At 41.7% G+C, this 17,465-nt stretch carries 17 protein-coding genes and 2 tRNA genes; 7 read left to right on the top strand and 12 right to left on the bottom strand.

The genetic code is table 11. The annotated features are described in order from the left end of the window. Positions 1 to 29: 29 nt before the first annotated feature. From WCM76_06655 to WCM76_06605, 11 genes are all read right to left on the bottom strand, one after another. Complete coding sequence (locus WCM76_06655) at positions 30 to 434, bottom strand: cation transporter (GenBank protein ID MEI6765304.1); 405 nt, start codon at positions 432 to 434, stop codon at positions 30 to 32. Between the two features lie 25 nt (positions 435 to 459). Continuing rightward, entirely contained in the window at positions 460 to 1,344 is an 885-nt protein-coding gene (locus tag WCM76_06650; GenBank protein MEI6765303.1) for a T9SS type A sorting domain-containing protein, read from the bottom strand. Between the two features lie 29 nt (positions 1,345 to 1,373). Then, on the bottom strand, positions 1,374 to 2,645 hold the full coding sequence (locus WCM76_06645) for an efflux RND transporter permease subunit (protein MEI6765302.1): 1,272 nt from the start codon (positions 2,643 to 2,645) through the stop codon (positions 1,374 to 1,376). A 43-nt stretch (positions 2,646 to 2,688) separates the two neighbouring features. Next, positions 2,689 to 2,937: a heavy metal-binding domain-containing protein gene (locus tag WCM76_06640; GenBank protein ID MEI6765301.1), complete on the bottom strand. Its 249-nt coding sequence runs from the start codon at positions 2,935 to 2,937 to the stop codon at positions 2,689 to 2,691. A gap of 232 nt (positions 2,938 to 3,169) precedes the next feature. Continuing rightward, positions 3,170 to 3,532, bottom strand: a complete 363-nt coding sequence (locus tag WCM76_06635; GenBank protein MEI6765300.1) for a hypothetical protein — start codon at positions 3,530 to 3,532, stop codon at positions 3,170 to 3,172. Positions 3,533 to 3,711: 179 nt separating this feature from the next. Further along, on the bottom strand, positions 3,712 to 4,515 hold the full coding sequence (locus tag WCM76_06630; protein MEI6765299.1) for a hypothetical protein: 804 nt from the start codon (positions 4,513 to 4,515) through the stop codon (positions 3,712 to 3,714). Between the two features lie 50 nt (positions 4,516 to 4,565). Further along, a complete protein-coding gene (locus WCM76_06625; GenBank protein ID MEI6765298.1) occupies positions 4,566 to 4,760 on the bottom strand; it encodes a hypothetical protein in 195 nt (64 codons plus the stop codon). Between the two features lie 17 nt (positions 4,761 to 4,777). After that, positions 4,778 to 5,074, bottom strand: a complete 297-nt coding sequence (locus WCM76_06620) for a hypothetical protein (GenBank protein MEI6765297.1) — start codon at positions 5,072 to 5,074, stop codon at positions 4,778 to 4,780. 210 nt (positions 5,075 to 5,284) lie between these two features. Continuing rightward, entirely contained in the window at positions 5,285 to 6,082 is a 798-nt protein-coding gene (locus tag WCM76_06615; protein ID MEI6765296.1) for a hypothetical protein, read from the bottom strand. Positions 6,083 to 6,270: 188 nt separating this feature from the next. Beyond that, positions 6,271 to 6,354 (bottom strand) — tRNA-Leu (locus tag WCM76_06610). A gap of 84 nt (positions 6,355 to 6,438) precedes the next feature. Continuing rightward, positions 6,439 to 6,514: transfer RNA gene (locus WCM76_06605), tRNA-Gly, on the bottom strand. Positions 6,515 to 6,727: 213 nt separating this feature from the next. On the opposite strand from WCM76_06605, the gene nifJ reads away from it, so the two are divergent. The 6 genes from nifJ to WCM76_06575 all read left to right on the top strand — a co-directional run bounded on the left by nifJ (position 6,728) and on the right by WCM76_06575 (position 14,888). Further along, positions 6,728 to 10,261 carry a pyruvate:ferredoxin (flavodoxin) oxidoreductase gene (nifJ, locus tag WCM76_06600; protein ID MEI6765295.1) on the top strand — a complete coding sequence of 1,178 codons (3,534 nt, stop codon included), beginning with the start codon at positions 6,728 to 6,730 and terminating at the stop codon, positions 10,259 to 10,261. Between the two features lie 48 nt (positions 10,262 to 10,309). Next, positions 10,310 to 11,323, top strand: coding sequence for a dihydroorotate dehydrogenase-like protein (locus WCM76_06595; GenBank protein ID MEI6765294.1), 1,014 nt, complete (start codon positions 10,310 to 10,312; stop codon positions 11,321 to 11,323). A gap of 30 nt (positions 11,324 to 11,353) precedes the next feature. Next, entirely contained in the window at positions 11,354 to 12,178 is an 825-nt protein-coding gene (locus tag WCM76_06590; protein ID MEI6765293.1) for a 5'-nucleotidase, lipoprotein e(P4) family, read from the top strand. A gap of 480 nt (positions 12,179 to 12,658) precedes the next feature. Next, positions 12,659 to 13,396: a hypothetical protein gene (locus tag WCM76_06585; GenBank protein ID MEI6765292.1), complete on the top strand. Its 738-nt coding sequence runs from the start codon at positions 12,659 to 12,661 to the stop codon at positions 13,394 to 13,396. Positions 13,397 to 13,447: 51 nt separating this feature from the next. After that, positions 13,448 to 14,227 carry a polyphosphate polymerase domain-containing protein gene (locus WCM76_06580; GenBank protein ID MEI6765291.1) on the top strand — a complete coding sequence of 260 codons (780 nt, stop codon included), beginning with the start codon at positions 13,448 to 13,450 and terminating at the stop codon, positions 14,225 to 14,227. Continuing rightward, positions 14,196 to 14,888 carry a DUF4956 domain-containing protein gene (locus WCM76_06575; GenBank protein MEI6765290.1) on the top strand — a complete coding sequence of 231 codons (693 nt, stop codon included), beginning with the start codon at positions 14,196 to 14,198 and terminating at the stop codon, positions 14,886 to 14,888. The genes WCM76_06580 and WCM76_06575 overlap by 32 nt, the downstream gene beginning before the upstream one ends. Positions 14,889 to 14,950: 62 nt before the next feature. Here the strand turns inward: WCM76_06575 and sppA are convergent, their stop codons facing one another. After that, positions 14,951 to 16,723, bottom strand: a complete 1,773-nt coding sequence (gene sppA / locus WCM76_06570; GenBank protein MEI6765289.1) for a signal peptide peptidase SppA — start codon at positions 16,721 to 16,723, stop codon at positions 14,951 to 14,953. A 225-nt stretch (positions 16,724 to 16,948) separates the two neighbouring features. Here sppA and folK point away from each other — a divergent pair, with 225 nt between their 5' ends. After that, positions 16,949 to 17,455 carry a 2-amino-4-hydroxy-6-hydroxymethyldihydropteridine diphosphokinase gene (gene folK, locus WCM76_06565; protein ID MEI6765288.1) on the top strand — a complete coding sequence of 169 codons (507 nt, stop codon included), beginning with the start codon at positions 16,949 to 16,951 and terminating at the stop codon, positions 17,453 to 17,455. The last annotated feature ends 10 nt before the right edge of the window (positions 17,456 to 17,465 follow it).

Below are 17,465 nucleotides of genomic sequence, written 5' to 3'. Positions count from 1 at the left end.
ACCCGAAAAATAATGAATCAACATTCGGATTACCTGTATTTGCAACAACCCGGCAATTTGTTGTATGCTTTATCCGGCGCTTTGCCAAGCTCGGTGTCGTGGCCTGCTTTTCCCACTGCGGTACTTACATCTTCTTTTTTCACGCTTCCGTCATAAGAATATACGAGCATGCCTGTGGTCTCATTCCACTGCGCATCTTTAATGCCTTTAACCGTAAGGGCTGCTGTCTCAATGCGGGTTTTACACATGCCGCATTTACCGGATACTTTCAATGAATCCTTTACTGCACCGGCAGTTCTGTTCTGTGAATTTGACGGTGTCGATTTATGGCAGGAAGCTTTTTCTTTACCGCCGCAACATTGTGCATTCGCTGCATTCGGACTGATGATGGCTATTCCAAAGAACATGGCCATCGTGATAATCATAGTTTTCATAAGTTGAATTTTAGAGTTGTTTGTGTTAATGTTGAACAGAAAATTTTCCATTTGAATATTGAATATTTAACTTGTTTACCAGATAATAGATGTAATTACCATTGGCAAATTCAGAAGTGTTTATTTTAAAAGCAGTGCCTGAAATACTTTTCTCCTCCATAATGTTACCAAGCATATCTGAAATAATTATCCGGTCTCCCTGTTGAAATGTAGTAGTACAGGCAAATCCGATCTCTTCATTTGCAGGATTTGGATAACTGTTTACCACCATTGATTGCACATTGTTTTCTGAAATTCCGGCGACTGAACCTGAAAACGCCAGATTATCAACCCACAGGTAATCATTTTGTGCAGGGTTTGAACCACTTGCTTTGAGAACAATAATACATGTATCAGGAAACTCTCCCGACTGGTACACGAAATTGATATTGAAATTCCCCCAGCTCATCACCATTCCTGTTAATGTCTGGCTTGCTGTGGCAACAGTTTCTCTCACACTAAGTGCAGTATTCCATCTTGTGAGAAGTACAGAAACAGATCCCTGGCTTGAGCCATAGATCATGTGCTGCCATTTTCCACCAAAGCTCTGAGGCCTGAGTGTAAAAGGGAATCCTGATTTCGGTGTCTGTGTTATCGAATCCAGTATTCCACTTACAGCGATTCCATTCAGAACACTGATGCCAATTAATTTAGAAGTGAGCTTCAGATAAAATGAACCGGGATTGCCCGGGCTGCCCTTGGTTGCAGTAAATATACTCGTTGCTGCGGTTGCATTGTTCATAGTGCCCCATGATTGAGGGTTTTCATAGATGCCCATTGTCGTCCAGTTCTCAAATCCCGAATTCTGGATCTGCGCAAAGCCAGTACTGGCAATAAGTGCGAGAAGAATCGTTTGAAGTGCTTTTCTCATAACATCATTCATTATTTTGCTGAAATTATTTATGTTTCCGTTTGTTGTTTTTCCGAAATATGCCGGTATGAATTTTCAACCATCACAATGCCATCGTCAACGATTACACTTATCGCAAGGGCAATACCTGTCAGCGACATGATATTGGATGAAATGTTGAATGCTTCGAGAAAGATAAAGGCCACCGCTATAGAAATGGGCATCTGAATCAGTATGATCAGCGCACTTCTCCAATGAAACAGGAACATCAGTACGATGAGTGACACAGCGATCATTTCCTCTATCAGGGTTCCCTTTACAGAACTTATAGCATCTTCTATCAGGCCGCTGCGGTCATAAGCCGTATGAAATTTCACCCCCGCCGGAAGGCACTTTTCTACATCAGTCATTTTTGCCTTGACGGCACGTATCACCTTGTCGGCATTTTCGCCATAGCGCATCACAACAATACCGCCTACAACTTCACCTTCGCCATTCTCATCAAAGATGCCAAGCCGCAGGTCGCCACCCATCTGCACTGTAGCAACATCTTTTATTCGCACAGGAATAGTATTGTAATTTCCCACCGGGATGTTTTCAATGTCAGCCGTACTTTTTATATAGCCCTGACCACGCACGATGTAGCCCATGTCACTCAGTTCGTATTTTCTTCCGCCGACATCATTATTATTTGTTCTCACGGCTTTGAGAACATTCATAAGCGGAATGTTGTAATAAATGAGCTTGTTTGGATTGATGGTTATCTGGTATTGTTTCTGGAAGCCACCGTAAGATGCCACTTCGCTCACTCCCGGAACCGTCTGCAAGGCGAACTTCACGTACCAGTCTTGTATAGCACGCAATTCGCCAAGGTCAAAGCCTTTTGCCTCCAGAGTATACCAGAAAACATGGCCGACACCGGTCCCGTCCGGTCCAAGTGTCGGCGTCACATTCTCAGGTAAGAGGCGTTGAGCATAATTCAAACGTTCCAAAACCCTTGTCCTTGCCCAGTATATATCCACGTCATCTTCAAAGATCAGGTAAATGAAGCTCATCCCGAACATAGAGGCAGCCCGAATATTCTTTATTTTGGGGATGCCCTGAAGATTCGACACCAGCGGATATGTGACTTGATCCTCAATCACCTGCGGGCTGCGTCCCATCCATTCCGTGTAAACGATCACCTGGTTCTCGGAGAGGTCAGGGATGGCATCAACAGGATTTTTCTGTATGGAAAATATTCCCCATACAAACAAACAGGCCGAAATGAGCAGGACGACAAATCGGTTTTTAAGTGATAAAGAAATTATTTTTTCGATCATCGCACTAAGGTGTATGATGAAATATTATTTATGGATTGCACGCTTACATCTTTTTCATTGCAGCAGAATCCATATTCATGGCTGGTTCTTTTTTCACCAGTTCCATACCGCATTTTGGACATTTACCCGGTTTGTCGCTGATAACCTCCGGATGCATCGGGCAGGTGTAAACTACTTTTTCGGTACCGTTCTGTTCGGTAGGTTCTGTCTTTTTATTTTGGGAAGAACAGGCAGTAAAGGCGATACTCATGGTCGCAAGGCCAATAACAACTAAAAAAATTCTCGTTTTCATAATGATCGGTTTTGAGTTGAAGCATTAAATGTATGACAATTTAAGCAGAATCGGAAAACTTCCGCATGCGGGCTGCGCTGAAATTCCTGTGTGTGAGGCTGACTGCATCAGCTCCGAATGATATTTCCGGCTAATGAAAATACAGCTCAATGCCCTTTGTGCATGTTCTGATACCTTAATTAAGATAGCATGAAAATGACCTCCGGCAATGGCTACACAGAAATTCGAATCATCATAATAGAAACACCTGCAGAAAGGATGGCGCGTATCGGTATTCCGGCGGGGAAGTCTCCGTAATGCACGAAAGCACCGGAGCTGAAACGGGTTCGGATAAAAATGAAACTAATACAGGGCAGGCCGCAGTATCTACCGGTGCCTGGCATAACATACTTACCTGTGATGACTGGAAGGAATCTCCAATCTTGTAAAAATGAATTTCGTGCCGGCAGCAGCTATGATCTTTGCAGCAATCTGCACTTTTACCAAGAGTCGTTGAAACAAGGCTGTTCCCACAAAAATGCCTGTCAATGATAACTCCGCTTGTCGAAATCAGCAAGATCAGAATAACGATAATATGCAGGCTCTTTTTAAGCATATAGTTTCAACAAGAGTACAAAATTACGACATCAGTTAAGCGATAGCAATCAATCAACCTTAATTGACACAAGTTTAACACAGGGAAAACGAAGACCGTCATGAAATATTGTATCGTGACTCTAAACAGCCATTAACTAATCTCACTAATTCTCATTTTCCGATATTCATAACCCAAGTTCAACATATTGTGTCTTGGACACCACCGAATGTTGAAGCTAGTCCTTGAATTATTTGCTGCTTCTGTGCCGGTGCGATACTATTGAATTTCTGTATTAGTTCATTTATCTGAGGCTCGATATCTTTCAATGAGTTGATATTTTTATTAGTGATGAGCGTTGTTACAATATCGGAAGCAACAGGCATAAAAGGTGCAATCCAATCTTTCCAAACATTCTTGTCGGGTTTGTTATCTAGCTTTTTATTGACCTTATCAAATTCTTTTAGAATATCAGATTGGGTTTTCATAAAATCGTTTTTCAGGGAGAGGCTCTCGATATCTCGCTTCTGGATTTCTATATATAGCCTCTCAATTGTTGCCTTATTTGATGTGTTCTCGGCGACTTTAACCAAAAGCTTTTCCTTTTCATCTGAAAAATCAATTTTTTTCTCACATAGCTCATCATAGGCCTGACTTAGCTCTTGCTCCCTGTTGCGAATATCATTATCTGTTGAACGTTGCTCATTTTCCAAATGCCTGATCCGGTCTTCCCGCAATTGAAGTTGCTTTTCCCGTTGAGCCAGCTCCATGGCTTTTTGTTGCACTTGTATTGTTGTAGATAATAACACTGCGTTTTGATCGCAATTTTCAGCATTCTGGCCAAGACCAGCAATATTATCCTGCAAGCCGAAGGTGAAATACTCAGATACTAAACTTGACAAAGACGTCTGTTTCCCGGAAGCCGATTTTCTTTTCCGTTGCTCCTCGCAAAGCAATCTGTGTATCTCATCAGATACATTTACCCTAATTCCTACGTTCATCATGACACAAAGAATTTATGGAGGGGTTGCCCCCTCCGGTTACACATTAAAAATTATTCATCCTCCGGTTCAACGATCTCCATCAGTTCGAACACTGCAGCTCTTTCGTCAGAGTCATAGCTTACTTCCACAATCATTTCGTCATCACCTGAGGTTCCAACAATAGTGTTGGTTAATCCACTGTTTTCAATGGCTTCAGCAAACTCCAACATGGAATCTACCGGTACAGAAAATTGTCTGCTTTTCATGATACTCTTGTAATTGGTTAGTACATATTTGATTTTGATTTACGTAAATCCGCATTTGCATCAAGCAATACATTTCTGGGTATGGCAAAAGTCTTCCCATACTGCCTGTACAGATTTTTTGGAATAGTGTTCTTGATTTTCTGGGCTGTTGGCAGAGAACAATGGAATAGTTTTGCTATAGCACCGAGACTGGTTAGTAATTCCTCTTGACCAACTATATTTTCAATAGTGTCAGGCGAGATTCTACTCTCTGCTAAAACCTCTTTAAAAATCCGTCTAAGATCATCTTCGTCTAAAACAATTATTCGTCCCATTTTTTCTATATTTAGGGACAAGATGACCTAATGTGAAGGCAAAATCCTGCATGTTTGCCGGGTCGGCAAAAAATCACAAAGTCGGCAAATTAAATACAGGCAAATAGTTCCTTAAAACCACTTTTGGAGAGGGTTTCGGAAGCAATAGTTATCACTGAATTTTTCAATAGAAATTTTGCCGAAACTGGAATTCGGCAATAAGAGAGCAAATTATTGCTCCGGAAAAAGAGTTTGATAGTACGTTATTGCTTCGTCAAAAGCATAGCCTTTTGAACGTGCCGTTCTATCCACAAATTTCAGATTCAATCTTGCGCAAAATATCTTTACCGCGGCAGTTCGGGATCGACATTTGATATACCCGAAATCTTCAAGAAGTTCAACTAATGCAGGAACATCCTGAAATTTTCCTGTGTGCCCCTTCCACACACCCTGGAAGTCAATAAGATTACCTTTAATTACTCTTTCTGCAATATCAAATGCATGTGCACTTACAAACAATTTTCTATATTGAACCTCAGGACTAACCGTATTGCCCAGTGGATTCGTACTTTTTGAAATGTTCTTTTTTAATGCTTTTCGAATAACGCTAATATGCGATTGAAACAGATCGCATATTTCATTATAAGCTGCCAAATGTGCGAGTTTAACGACGATAGCTTCATCGGTCTGCTTCAAGAATATTTTAATTTGGGGCAAATACGAATGACCCTTATAATCGGATAAGACTTTATTTCTAGACCTTTCGACTTTTTCCTCATAGGTGAAAGGGCCACCATTCAAAAAGGAGATTTCTCTGGCAAAGGCTTCGATCCAGTGATATTTTTCTTTAGGATCTACATTTTGCGTAAAAAACAACTCTTGCCGTTCCAACAAGAATAGTTTCTTGTTGTATTCTATCGCAGCAACCTGATCACTTTGGGGCACGCTGTTAATTTGGTCTTTTATCTTGCTGAAAACATCAAAGACCTTTTCTTGCTTTTCCTTTTCAAACAATTCTGAGAGCAGCATATCGTATTTGTAATTTTTGATTGAAGTCAAAATTAGGCAAAATGCAGTTCCCGAATTGAGGTATCGGATTTAATAGGCTGAAAGTGGGATAAAAAGAGATGTTTAGTTCTGAACATAAATTTGGGTACTTATTTGGGTACCCAAAAAAAAGAAAGCCCCATAAACAGGGGCTTTCAGAAGGATAATCGTACCCGGAGCGGGAATTGAACCCGCACGCTCGCGAGAGCACAGGATTTTAAGTCCTGCGTGTCTACCAGTTCCACCATCCGGGCAATGGATAATGAACATTTTGATATTGTTACACTGCATTCAAATAACACCTAAAAAAAATCCCTCGATATTTCAGAGGGCATTTTTGGAGCAGAAGACGAGACTCGAACTCGCGACCCTGACCTTGGCAAGGTCATGCTCTACCAACTGAGCTACTTCTGCATGGTCAAATAAGGGCTGCAAATATAAACAAAATTATGTTTTCGCAAAAAAAAAATCACTTTTTTTCATTCCCCGAATTAAAACATCCTAATATGGAAGAAAAAAACACTCCCCGACACCAACTTTATTATATATAATGAGTAATTTCGCACCTGTGAAAAATCAGGATATTACGTAAAACTCACGATATTAAGTTATTAAACAGATTTTATTATGGAAAAGAAAGACCGTTTTGTAACGTGTGACGGCAATTACGCAGCAGCACACATTGCCTACATGTTCAGCGAAGTAGCATGTATTTACCCCATCACGCCCTCATCGAATATGGCAGAAAATGTGGACGAATGGGCCGCAGCAGGAAAAAAGAATATTTTTGGTGAAATCGTCAGCGTTTCTGAAATGCAGTCGGAAGCAGGTGCCGCAGGCGCTGTTCACGGAGCCCTTCAGTCAGGCGCTCTTTGCTCAACCTATACTGCCTCACAAGGTCTGTTGCTGATGATACCTAATATGTATAAAATTGCCGGTGAACTTTTGCCGGGCGTTTTTCACGTATCAGCACGCAGCATCGCCGCTCAGGCATTGTCAATTTTTGGTGATCACAGCGACGTGATGAGTACCCGCTCATGCGGTTTCGCTATGTTAGCTACCGGCAGTGTTCAGGAAATAATGGACTTGGCCGCTGTGGCTCACCTTACAGCCATTAAATCAAGAATTCCTTTCCTGCATTTCTTTGATGGCTTCCGCACATCTCATGAAATTCAGAAAGTAGAAACCGTCCCTATGGAAGAATGGGCAAAACTGCTTGACTGGAAAGCATTGCAGGAATTCCGCGACAGGGCGCTCAATCCCGAACATCCCGTTACACGCGGTACTGCTCAGAATCCGGATATCTATTTCCAGACCCGCGAAGCATCCAATAAATTCTACACCGTCATCCCCGACATGGTAGAAGATTATATGGTAAAAGTTAAAGAACTCACCGGCAGGGAATATCATCCGTTCACCTACTACGGTGCACCCGATGCCGACCGCGTTATTGTTGCCATGGGCTCCATTACGGAAACCATCAAAGAAGTGATTGACCATATGATGGAAAAAGGCGAGAAAATAGGTCTTGTCAACGTACATCTTTACAGACCATTCTCAGCCGATTATTTCTTCAAAGTATTCCCGAAAACAGTTAAAAAACTGACTGTACTTGATCGTACCAAAGAACCGGGCGCCAACGGCGAACCCCTGTATCTGGACGTAAAAGATATTTTTTACGGTAAAGAAAATGCGCCAACAATTTATGGCGGTCGCTACGGACTCAGCTCAAAAGATACGACACCTGCCATGATGCTCTCCGTATTTGAGAACATGAAATTGAAAGAACCTAAAGATCATTTTACGGTTGGTATCGTTGATGATGTTACCTTCCTGTCATTGCCGCTGCTCCCCGAGATTAGTGTTACGAAAAAAGGAACATACGAAGCCAAATTCTATGGTCTTGGTGCCGACGGTACTGTAGGTGCAAATAAAAACTCCATCAAAATTATCGGTGAAACAACCGATAAATACTGCCAGGCATACTTTGCTTATGACTCCAAAAAATCGGGTGGTTTTACTGCATCACACCTTCGTTTTGGTGATGCACCCATCCGCGCACCGTATCTTGTAAACAACCCCGACTTTGTGGCCTGTCATGTTCCATCATACATCGATAAGTATGACATGATTCTTGGTCTTAAAAAAGGCGGTTCATTCCTGTTCAACAGCATCTGGGATGCCGAAGAAACAAAACGCCGTTTACCTGATCATTTTAAAAAATACCTTGCCGAGAACGAAATCAGATTCTATATCATCAACGCGACCAAAATTGCAGAAGAAATAGGACTGGGCAATCGCACCAACACTATCATGCAGTCGGCATTCTTCAAAGTTTCAAACGTTATCTCGTTTGAAATGGCCATCGACCATATGAAAACCGCTATCAAGAAAACATACGGACGCAAAGGCGAAGAGATTGTAAAGATGAATATTGCCTCTATTGAAAAAGGCGCCGAAGTTGAAGAAGTAGCCGTTCCTAAAGAATGGGCATCTATTGTTGTAAAAACAAAAACAGAAACCAGCAACGTTCCTAAGTTCATCCATGATGTGGTTGAACCTATCAATGCCATGAAAGGCGACTTGCTGCCGGTAAGCGCATTCAACGGACGCGAAGACGGAACCTTCCCCTGCGGGACTACCCGTTACGAAAAAAGAGGTATTGCCGTGAATGTTCCCGAATGGATTCCCGCAAACTGTATTCAGTGCAACCAGTGCGCGTATGTATGCCCTCACGCTTCTATCAGACCTTTCCTTATGACAGAAGAAGAAGTGAAAAACGCTCCTGCCGGAACAACTACTCTTAAAGCTATCGGTAAAGAACTTGACGGACTGCATTTCAGACTGCAGTTAAGCCCGCTCGATTGCACCGGATGCGGAAACTGCGCCGATGTTTGTCCTGCCAAGGTAAAAGCCCTTGAAATGAAACCGCTGGGTTCGCAACAGGCAGAGATTGCCCGCTGGGAGCATATGGAACATAAAGTGGGTTACAAACCTGCTGCATTCGATAAATTCAAAACATTTAAAAACAGTCAATTCGCACAGCCGTTGTTCGAGTTCTCCGGAGCTTGCGCAGGTTGCGGCGAAACACCGTATATCAAACTTATCACTCAGCTTTACGGCGAACGCATGATTGTTGCCAACGCTACAGGCTGTACCTCTATTTATGGCGGTTCTGCACCATCCACCCCTTATTCCGCAAATAAAGACGGTAAAGGTGTTGCCTGGGCAAACTCACTGTTTGAAGACAATGCGGAATATGGATTCGGTATTGCTCTCGGCGTGCGCAAAATGCGCGACCGCATTGCAAGACTGATGAAAGAAGCGATGGAGTCAAACCTGAGCGCAGGAGTTAAAGAAGCATTCACCGGCTGGCTCGATGGCATGAACAATGCCGAGGCATCTATGGCTGCAACCGAAAAAGTTCTTGCCGTGATGAAAGATGTAAATGATCCTATCGTTAAACAAATCACCGAACTGAAACAGTACCTCATCAAAAAATCTGTATGGGTATTTGGTGGCGACGGCTGGGCATATGATATCGGTTACGGCGGTCTCGACCATGTACTGGCATCAGGCGAAGACATCAATCTGCTGGTTGTTGATACCGAAGTGTATTCAAACACCGGTGGTCAGTCATCCAAATCCACACCTATCGGCGCAGTTGCAAAATTTGCTGCAGCAGGTAAACGCATCCGTAAAAAAGATCTTGGTATGATGGCCATGTCATACGGTTATGTTTATGTAGCACAGGTTGCTATGGGAGCCAATCCCGGTCAGTATTTCAGAGCACTGAAAGAAGCCGAAGCATATCCTGGACCTTCCATTATTATTGCATACGCACCCTGCATCAACCACGGTATCCGCTCGGGAATGAACAAAGCCCAGGAAGAGGCCGATAAAGCTGTAAAAGCAGGTTACTGGCATCTGTACAGGTACAATCCGCTGCACGAAGCCGAAGGAAAGAACCCATTCACGCTCGATTCGAAAGAACCGGCATGGGATGAATTCCAGGGATTCCTGGCAGGCGAAGTAAGGTACGTTTCACTCAAGCAGTCGTTCCCGAAAGAAGCAGACGAACTGTTTAAAGCAGCCGAAGAAGCCGCCAAGTGGAGATTCAGAAGCTATAAACGCCTTGCTGACGCAGATTATACAAAATAATAAACCCGTAAATCAATCTAAATAATAATCAGTAAACAACATATCAATATGGCAAACCTGAGCATTAAATACATGGGTATCGAACTTAAGAACCCATTGATTGTCGGGGCCTGTAATCTGGTAACCGATATAAAAAATCTCAAAAAGATAGAAGAAGCAGGCGCAGCAGCCGTTGTATACAAATCACTTTTTGAAGAACAAATCCAGCTCGAAGGACTCGAGCTGGAAAATGATATTGCCGAATACACCGAGCGCAATGCAGAAATGGTAAACCTGTTTCCCGACATCAAACATGCCGGTCCCGTGGAATACCTGATGCACCTTGCCGCAGCAAAGAAGAGCCTGACCATTCCGGTTATCGCCAGCCTCAATGCAGTATATCAGGATTCATGGATTGAGTATGCACAGAAAATTGAAGAGACCGGTGTTGACGGAATTGAACTCAATTTTTATTCGGTTCCCAAAAGTCTTGACATAACAGCTGCACAGATAGAAGACGAACAAGTGGAAATTTTGAAAGCGGTGAAGGCTGCCGTAAAAATTCCGGTAAGCGTGAAACTGAGCCCCTACTACAGCAATCCATTAAACATTGTAAGTAAAATGGATAAAGCCGGTGCCGGCGCATTCGTTTTATTCAATCGTCTTTTTCAGCCCGACATCGATATCGAAAAATTAGAGCAGCACTTCCCCTACAATCTCAGTAATGTTGAAGATAACAAGCTTGCCATGCATTTTGCAGGCCTTCTCTTCGGCGAGGTAAAAGGAACTATTTGCAGCAACACAGGCATCTTCACCGGCGAGGATATGATTAAAATGATTCTTTGTGGCGCAGACAGCGTGCAGGTTGTAAGCACTCTTTACAAAAATCATGTAACACAAATTACCACGATGCTTGATGAACTGAACGCATGGATGGATAAAAAAGGATATAAAACCATTGCCGACTTCAAAGGAAAACTTTCAAAGAAGAACAGCAAGGATCCTTTTGCCTACAAAAGAGCGCAGTATGTTGACATCATGATGAAATCAAACAGCATCTTTAAGAAATTCCCAATAGTATAACCGAATACAAATCAGAAAACGGCTATTATAATGAAAAAAACTATTGCACTTATTTTTCTCGCCGGCGCGTTGTTAGTGTCATGCACTCCCAAAAAGGAAAACACCGCTGATAAAAAATGTTGTAAAACTGACTCAAGCTGCTGCGCCAACGAACATTTGGTAATGGGCGTGCTCTACAGCCAGAAAGCAGCAGAATTCAGAGCGCTGACCTATCAGGCATATACCCTGGCCGGGATGATGCTGGAAAAGAATCTGGCCGATAAAGCAATCAAACAAAAACGCGCCGTTGTCCTCGATATTGATGAGACTGTTCTCGACAATAGCCCTTATGAAGCCAAATGTGCTGCCGAAGGAATCGGTTATCCCGAAAAATGGGACGACTGGTGCAATTTGGCAAAGGCAAAAGCAATCCCCGGCGTGGTTGATTTTTTGAAATATGCCGATTCAAAAGGTGTTGACATATATTATGTGACCAACCGCAAAGAAAACCTGAAAGACGCCACGATTAAAAATCTGAAAGAAACAGGTTGTCCTCAGGCAGATGAAAAGCACCTGATGCTCCGCGTTGAAGAAAACAGCAAAGAAGGCCGTCGTCAGGAAATCATGAAAACACATTACATTGCCCTGTTGATTGGTGATAATCTTGCTGATTTTGCGGTTGCTTTTGATGGTAAATTAAGCACTGAAAAAAGAGCACAGCTTACTGATAGTCTGAAGGCTGAATTTGGTCGTCGTTTTATTGTACTTCCGAATGCCATGTACGGAGACTGGGAAGGCGCAATCTACGATTGGGATTATAAAAAGTCAGCTGCCGAAAAGAAAAAAATCAGGCATGAAAAGCTTGAAAAATTCTAAGCAAAACACCCATTTTTTATAGGTTAAAGTTACGTTAAAGCCCTGCCAATGTTTGGTGGGGCTTTTTTTATTTATTATTTTTGTACAGATTTATTCTAAATAAGATAATTAAGAATTTGATTAATTGATTTTTGGGTATAGGTTCTTTGATTATTGATTTTCTGCTTTTGCACAAAATAAAAAATGATTTTCATAACCGGTCAGTACTGCATTTTACTACGACACTTGATAATCGACCGGACTCGAACTGCTTATATACTGTGCAAAAGCAAGCTATTTGAAAAACGAAAGAGACCTGTTCTGATGTAGACGTTTCAGGTCGGAACTAAATCAACTGTTGAGCTTAAAAGCCATTCCTTTAAGGAGTGGCTTTTTTTTTGTGATTATCAATCCTGATAAAAAACTGTGGGTATTTGTTGCATCGGGTTTATTTGTTGGGTATCTTTGGCTTCATAGAACCTAATCTAATATTCGACCAATATGAAAAAATACACACTTATTCTGGCTACGTTTTTGCTGGTTCTTTTTACTGCCAACGTTGCAAAAACACAAACATTAAAACCCACACTGAAGTTTGATGATGAACCGCGCACCCACAACGTTCACATCGCATCCGACGGTCAATACCTGTATTCCGTAAACGGCGGAAAGCAGATGGAAGGACAAATCAGCCGGTTCTCTCTTGAAGGTAAATGGATCGCAAGTTTTGATATCGACCTCGACATGCGCTCTATTATGTATAATGGTAAAGACAAAAAGTTCTATGTGTGCACTTACGAACGGAAAATTTATCGGTTAACAGACATTGAAAAAGGAACCTACGAACTGGTACTTGATGGTATATACGATAACGAACAGGCCAATCTTGCCTTAAGTCCCGACGGTAAGTACTTATATTATTTTGACGCAGGAACCTTGAAAATATTCAAGTTCCCCGGCGGCAAACTCAGCAAAACAATTACCGGGCTTGATTGCGGTAAAGAGGTTGGTGATGGCAGTTCGGCGGTAGCCGTTGATGCCAAACATATCTACACATGGAATGCAGCCTACGGTCTTGTATTTATCTATGACCTTAAAGGAAAAAAAATAAAATCGGTTACAATAAAAGAGGGTACTTACGGGTTCTCTTTGTCTGTAGCCAACGGACTGGTATTTGTTTCTAAAGACGGGGATTATGAAACAGGCACCTGGTTTGGATATGATGTCTGGACCAAATAAGCCTCAGTATCGCTGCTGATAATTCATTGTCGAAACCGTCAAATCCTGCCAATGGAAAAGATTGCCGTTTTACAGAAAAAATTTGAGCCTATTTCTTTAAAAGAAATGGACTATGTTCAATTGATGAACAGAGTAGATTCCAAGTATATTGCAAATTTCAGCAGCTTACACTTATTGCTTGAAGGCGCATGGAATCATGGTTATCGTATTCTCGAAATTGAAGGGAATCGCACGTTCAACTATCTCACCACGTATTACGACACCCCCGATTATAAATTTTATTACGATCATCATAACGCACGTTCAAACCGCATAAAAGTGAGAACCCGTGCATATCTCAACACAGAACAATATTTTATTGAAATAAAAATAAAAAACAATAAAGGCAAGACTGCCAAGAAAAGAAAAGAAATAATTTCAGCCGGTCTTGGCCTGGACGAAAAAGACTATAAATACATTAATAAAGTATCGGAGGGAGAATATAATGACCTCGAACCGAAACTTTCCAGTGAGTTTTCTCGTTTCACCCTTGTTAATATCGAGAATAAGGAGCGCGTGACTTTTGACTTCGGAATAACATTTTCATACAACGAAGAAAAAGTGCCGTTGAAATCGCTGCTTATAATTGAGATTAAACAGGAAAGTGCCAGTGCCCGTGATAACTTCACGGAAATGCTGAGGCGGGAACGGATACCCATCACGAATTTCAGCAAGTACTGCATCGGTGTTGTCCTGTTGCACAAAGATGTGAAGTATAATAATTTCAAATCAAAAGTTTTAAAAATAAACAGGATTTGCAATGGCTGTCTTACTCTTAAACACAATCAATGATGTAACCTTTCTTGGGATAAACCTGATTAATGTTGAGGATTTCGCGGATCTTGTGATCCGCTTTTTCTTTAATACGCTGGTCTGTTTTATTCTTATCAGGCTTTTATATTATAAAAGAAGCCGTCGCAAAGATTACCTGTTCACGTATTTTCTGATAACAACCATTGTATTTCTATTGTGCTGCTTACTCGGAAACGTGAAGCTGCAGCTTGGATTTGCACTCGGATTATTTGCCGTTTTCGGAATTTTGCGCTATCGCACCAATCCTATTCCCATCAAGGAAATGACTTACCTGTTTGTACTCATAGGCATTTCGGTTATTAATGCCCTTGCAAACAAAAAAATCAGTGTTGCGGAATTGTTTTTTACCAATTTTGCGCTTGTATTTATTACCTGGGGACTGGAATTTGTATGGCTTTCAAGAACAGAATCGCGTAAGCTGGTTATTTACGAAAAGATTGAAAATATAAAACCCGAAAACAGGACACGCCTGATAGAAGACCTTCAAATCAGACTTGGCGTGAAAATAAACCGCGTGGATGTTGGTCGTGTTGACCTTATGAAAGACGCGGCACAGGTAATTGTTTATTACGTAAAAGCAGACAACTTGCCCAACCTTGCCGACGATTTGTACGGCGGAGGCGGCGATGATGATGACTGATTAATAAAAAAGAGAGGCTCGGGAGCGCCTCTCTTTTTTTTACTAAAATATTTTTTTGGGATTTAATAGATGATTAAATCAAATGGCAGCCGTGCCTGAACACCGCTTACTTTCGACATATTTTTCAGATACTGGTAATACACATAATTCTCACCCAGTTCCTTTTTAATCATTGCATCACCGCCTTCACCGGTCATTTGTTCAATAATCTGGGTAAACGGATCTTTTTGCTTGGGATAATTTACGAGCTTATAATCGGTAATGTTTGCAAGACCTGCAGCCACTTCAATCGCCTTGTCAATTCCACCAAAATCGTCGATGAGCCCGATGCGTTTTGCATCCACACCACTCCAAACGCGGCCCTGACCAATGCTGTCAACCTGGGCTGTGGTCATTTTACGTCCATCGGCCACATGCTTGATAAATATCTGATAAATATGCTCTATCTCATTCTGCAAAACTTTGGTTTCATATTCATCCATAGGACGTGCGGTCGACATAAAATCAGAATGCTCATTGGTATTTACGCCATCGAATGTAATCCCGAGTTTGTTTTTAAAGAATTTCTCCATATTCGGGATAAGTCCGAAAACACCGATAGAACCGGTAATTGTGTTGGGGTCGGCAATGATTTTATTCGCCGCGCAAGCAATATAATATCCGCCTGATGCAGCCACATCGCCCATAGAAACAACCACCGGTTTTTCTTTACGTGCCAGTTCCACTTCGCGCCAGATAATTTCCGATGCCAGAGCGCTGCCCCCCGGAGAGTTCACGCGAAGTACAATTGCTTTAACCGATTTATCGGTACGTGCAGCACGAATTGCTTCCGATATGCGGTCGGAGCCAATAGTCTGATCATCGCCTTCACCGCTCTGTATCTGACCTACAGCATATACAACCGCTATTTTTTCTTTCTTAAGTTTGTTTTCGACTCTGGTGCCTTTTGCATTTTTATATTTTGCAATGCTCACAAAATTAATCTTGTCATTATCACCAATGCCAAGGTCTTTGCGAAGTTCTGCCTGCATTTCATCTTTATATTTGAGCCCGTCCACCATTTTATATTTTAAGGCATCGGCGCCGGTTTGTACCAGCAGGCTGTCGGCAATTACTTTCAGCTTTGCGGAAGTCAGTTTGCGTTCTTTTGCCATATTGGTAACCATATAATCCCAGATAGATCCAACATATTTTTCCACCTGCTCACGGTTTGCATCGCTCATTTTATCCATGATGAACGGCTCTATGGCACTTTTGAATTTACCATGACGAATTACCTGTGCCTGCACTTCAAGTTTCTCAAGCGTGCCTTTGAAAAACATCATTTGTGCCGACAATCCTTTGAAAATAATGAAGCCTTCGGGATTCATGAAAATTTTATCGGCAGCAGTTGCCAGATAATATGCTCCTTGCGAATAGCCTTCGCTGTAAGCATAAATAAATTTCCCCGATTTTTTGAATTCGAGCAGGGCATTCCGTATTTCTTCAATCGTAGCAATGCCCGAAGGAATGTTTGTTATATCAAGATAAATGCCTTTGATACGATCGTCGCTGGCAGCTTTTTTAAGGCTTTTGAGAATGTCGTCGAGCCCGGGATTATTCATTGATTTCATACTTCCGAAATCAAAATTCTGGAACGGATTTGACGGAGCCCTTTCATAAATAGGCTGATCGAGTTTAAGTGTTAGAATCGATTTATCTTTAATCTGAATAACCTGCTTTGACGATAATGATGCCACAGAAGCAACCATTATAAAAAAGAATAGTCCGCAGATGATGCAAACCAGGAGGTATCCCACCATGGATGCAAACATAAATTTAAAAAACTGTTTCATAGAAATTGAGATTAGGTATGTGAATACAATTTTACTAAGAATTTTGATAAAAAGGCACACTATGTATACCCGATTTGTTAAATTTCCGGGGACAATAATATGAATTTGACATTTATGACGTTGTCAGCCCTTGAAAGTTACAGCGTTGAATAACTTTTCAATAGATTTGAACAGGCATAAATCTGAATACAGGAATTATTATTTTTACAAAACGGAAGTGGGAAAATGGCATGTACTTACCTATTATTAGGCAGTAATCTTGGCAACAGCCTGAATATCTTGAAGAAGGCAATCGAAATGATAAGCCGGGAAGCAGGAGCGCCAAAAGCATTTTCATCAGTTTACGAAACAGCTCCCTGGGGCGATGTATCAGGAAACAATTTTTATAATTGCGTTGTTTTAATTGATACAAAACTGGAACCGCAGGCGTTGCTCGAAGTACTGCTCCGTATAGAATCAGAATTAGGGCGCGTCCGTATAGAAAACAAGCCGGAGCCGAGGACGATAGATATTGACATACTGCTTTACAACGATGTGGTAATAAACGAACATGGGCTGCAGGTACCACATCCGAAGATGCATTTACGGCGGTTCACGCTTGAACCTATGGCTGAAGTGGCTCCCGGAGTGATTCATCCCGTAATCGGGAAAAGTATGATGCAATTAACAGAAGAATGCAGCGACACATTGCAGGTGACAAAAATTTTTGACAACAACATATTCCGGAATTAATGCTGGGCCG

It is taken from the genome of Bacteroidota bacterium, from assembly GCA_037133915.1.
Lineage (GTDB): Bacteria > Bacteroidota > Bacteroidia > Bacteroidales > CAIWKO01 > JBAXND01.
The sequence above is the reverse complement of the archived record's forward strand: the minus strand, read 5'-3'. Positions and strand labels throughout refer to the sequence as shown.

Excerpts from the sequence above, each read along its gene's own strand:
- WCM76_06655 (MEI6765304.1), bottom strand. The coding sequence starts at position 434 with ATGAAAACTATGATTATCACGATGGCCATGTTCTTTGGAATAGCCATC.
- WCM76_06650 (MEI6765303.1), bottom strand. The coding sequence starts at position 1,344 with ATGAGAAAAGCACTTCAAACGATTCTTCTCGCACTTATTGCCAGTACT.
- WCM76_06645 (MEI6765302.1), bottom strand. The coding sequence starts at position 2,645 with ATGATCGAAAAAATAATTTCTTTATCACTTAAAAACCGATTTGTCGTC.
- WCM76_06640 (MEI6765301.1), bottom strand. The coding sequence starts at position 2,937 with ATGAAAACGAGAATTTTTTTAGTTGTTATTGGCCTTGCGACCATGAGT.
- WCM76_06635 (MEI6765300.1), bottom strand. The coding sequence starts at position 3,532 with ATGCTTAAAAAGAGCCTGCATATTATCGTTATTCTGATCTTGCTGATT.
- WCM76_06630 (MEI6765299.1), bottom strand. The coding sequence starts at position 4,515 with ATGATGAACGTAGGAATTAGGGTAAATGTATCTGATGAGATACACAGA.
- WCM76_06625 (MEI6765298.1), bottom strand. The coding sequence starts at position 4,760 with ATGAAAAGCAGACAATTTTCTGTACCGGTAGATTCCATGTTGGAGTTT.
- WCM76_06620 (MEI6765297.1), bottom strand. The coding sequence starts at position 5,074 with ATGGGACGAATAATTGTTTTAGACGAAGATGATCTTAGACGGATTTTT.
- WCM76_06615 (MEI6765296.1), bottom strand. The coding sequence starts at position 6,082 with ATGCTGCTCTCAGAATTGTTTGAAAAGGAAAAGCAAGAAAAGGTCTTT.
- nifJ (MEI6765295.1), top strand. The coding sequence starts at position 6,728 with ATGGAAAAGAAAGACCGTTTTGTAACGTGTGACGGCAATTACGCAGCA.
- WCM76_06595 (MEI6765294.1), top strand. The coding sequence starts at position 10,310 with ATGGCAAACCTGAGCATTAAATACATGGGTATCGAACTTAAGAACCCA.
- WCM76_06590 (MEI6765293.1), top strand. The coding sequence starts at position 11,354 with ATGAAAAAAACTATTGCACTTATTTTTCTCGCCGGCGCGTTGTTAGTG.
- WCM76_06585 (MEI6765292.1), top strand. The coding sequence starts at position 12,659 with ATGAAAAAATACACACTTATTCTGGCTACGTTTTTGCTGGTTCTTTTT.
- WCM76_06580 (MEI6765291.1), top strand. The coding sequence starts at position 13,448 with ATGGAAAAGATTGCCGTTTTACAGAAAAAATTTGAGCCTATTTCTTTA.
- WCM76_06575 (MEI6765290.1), top strand. The coding sequence starts at position 14,196 with ATGGCTGTCTTACTCTTAAACACAATCAATGATGTAACCTTTCTTGGG.
- sppA (MEI6765289.1), bottom strand. The coding sequence starts at position 16,723 with ATGAAACAGTTTTTTAAATTTATGTTTGCATCCATGGTGGGATACCTC.
- folK (MEI6765288.1), top strand. The coding sequence starts at position 16,949 with ATGGCATGTACTTACCTATTATTAGGCAGTAATCTTGGCAACAGCCTG.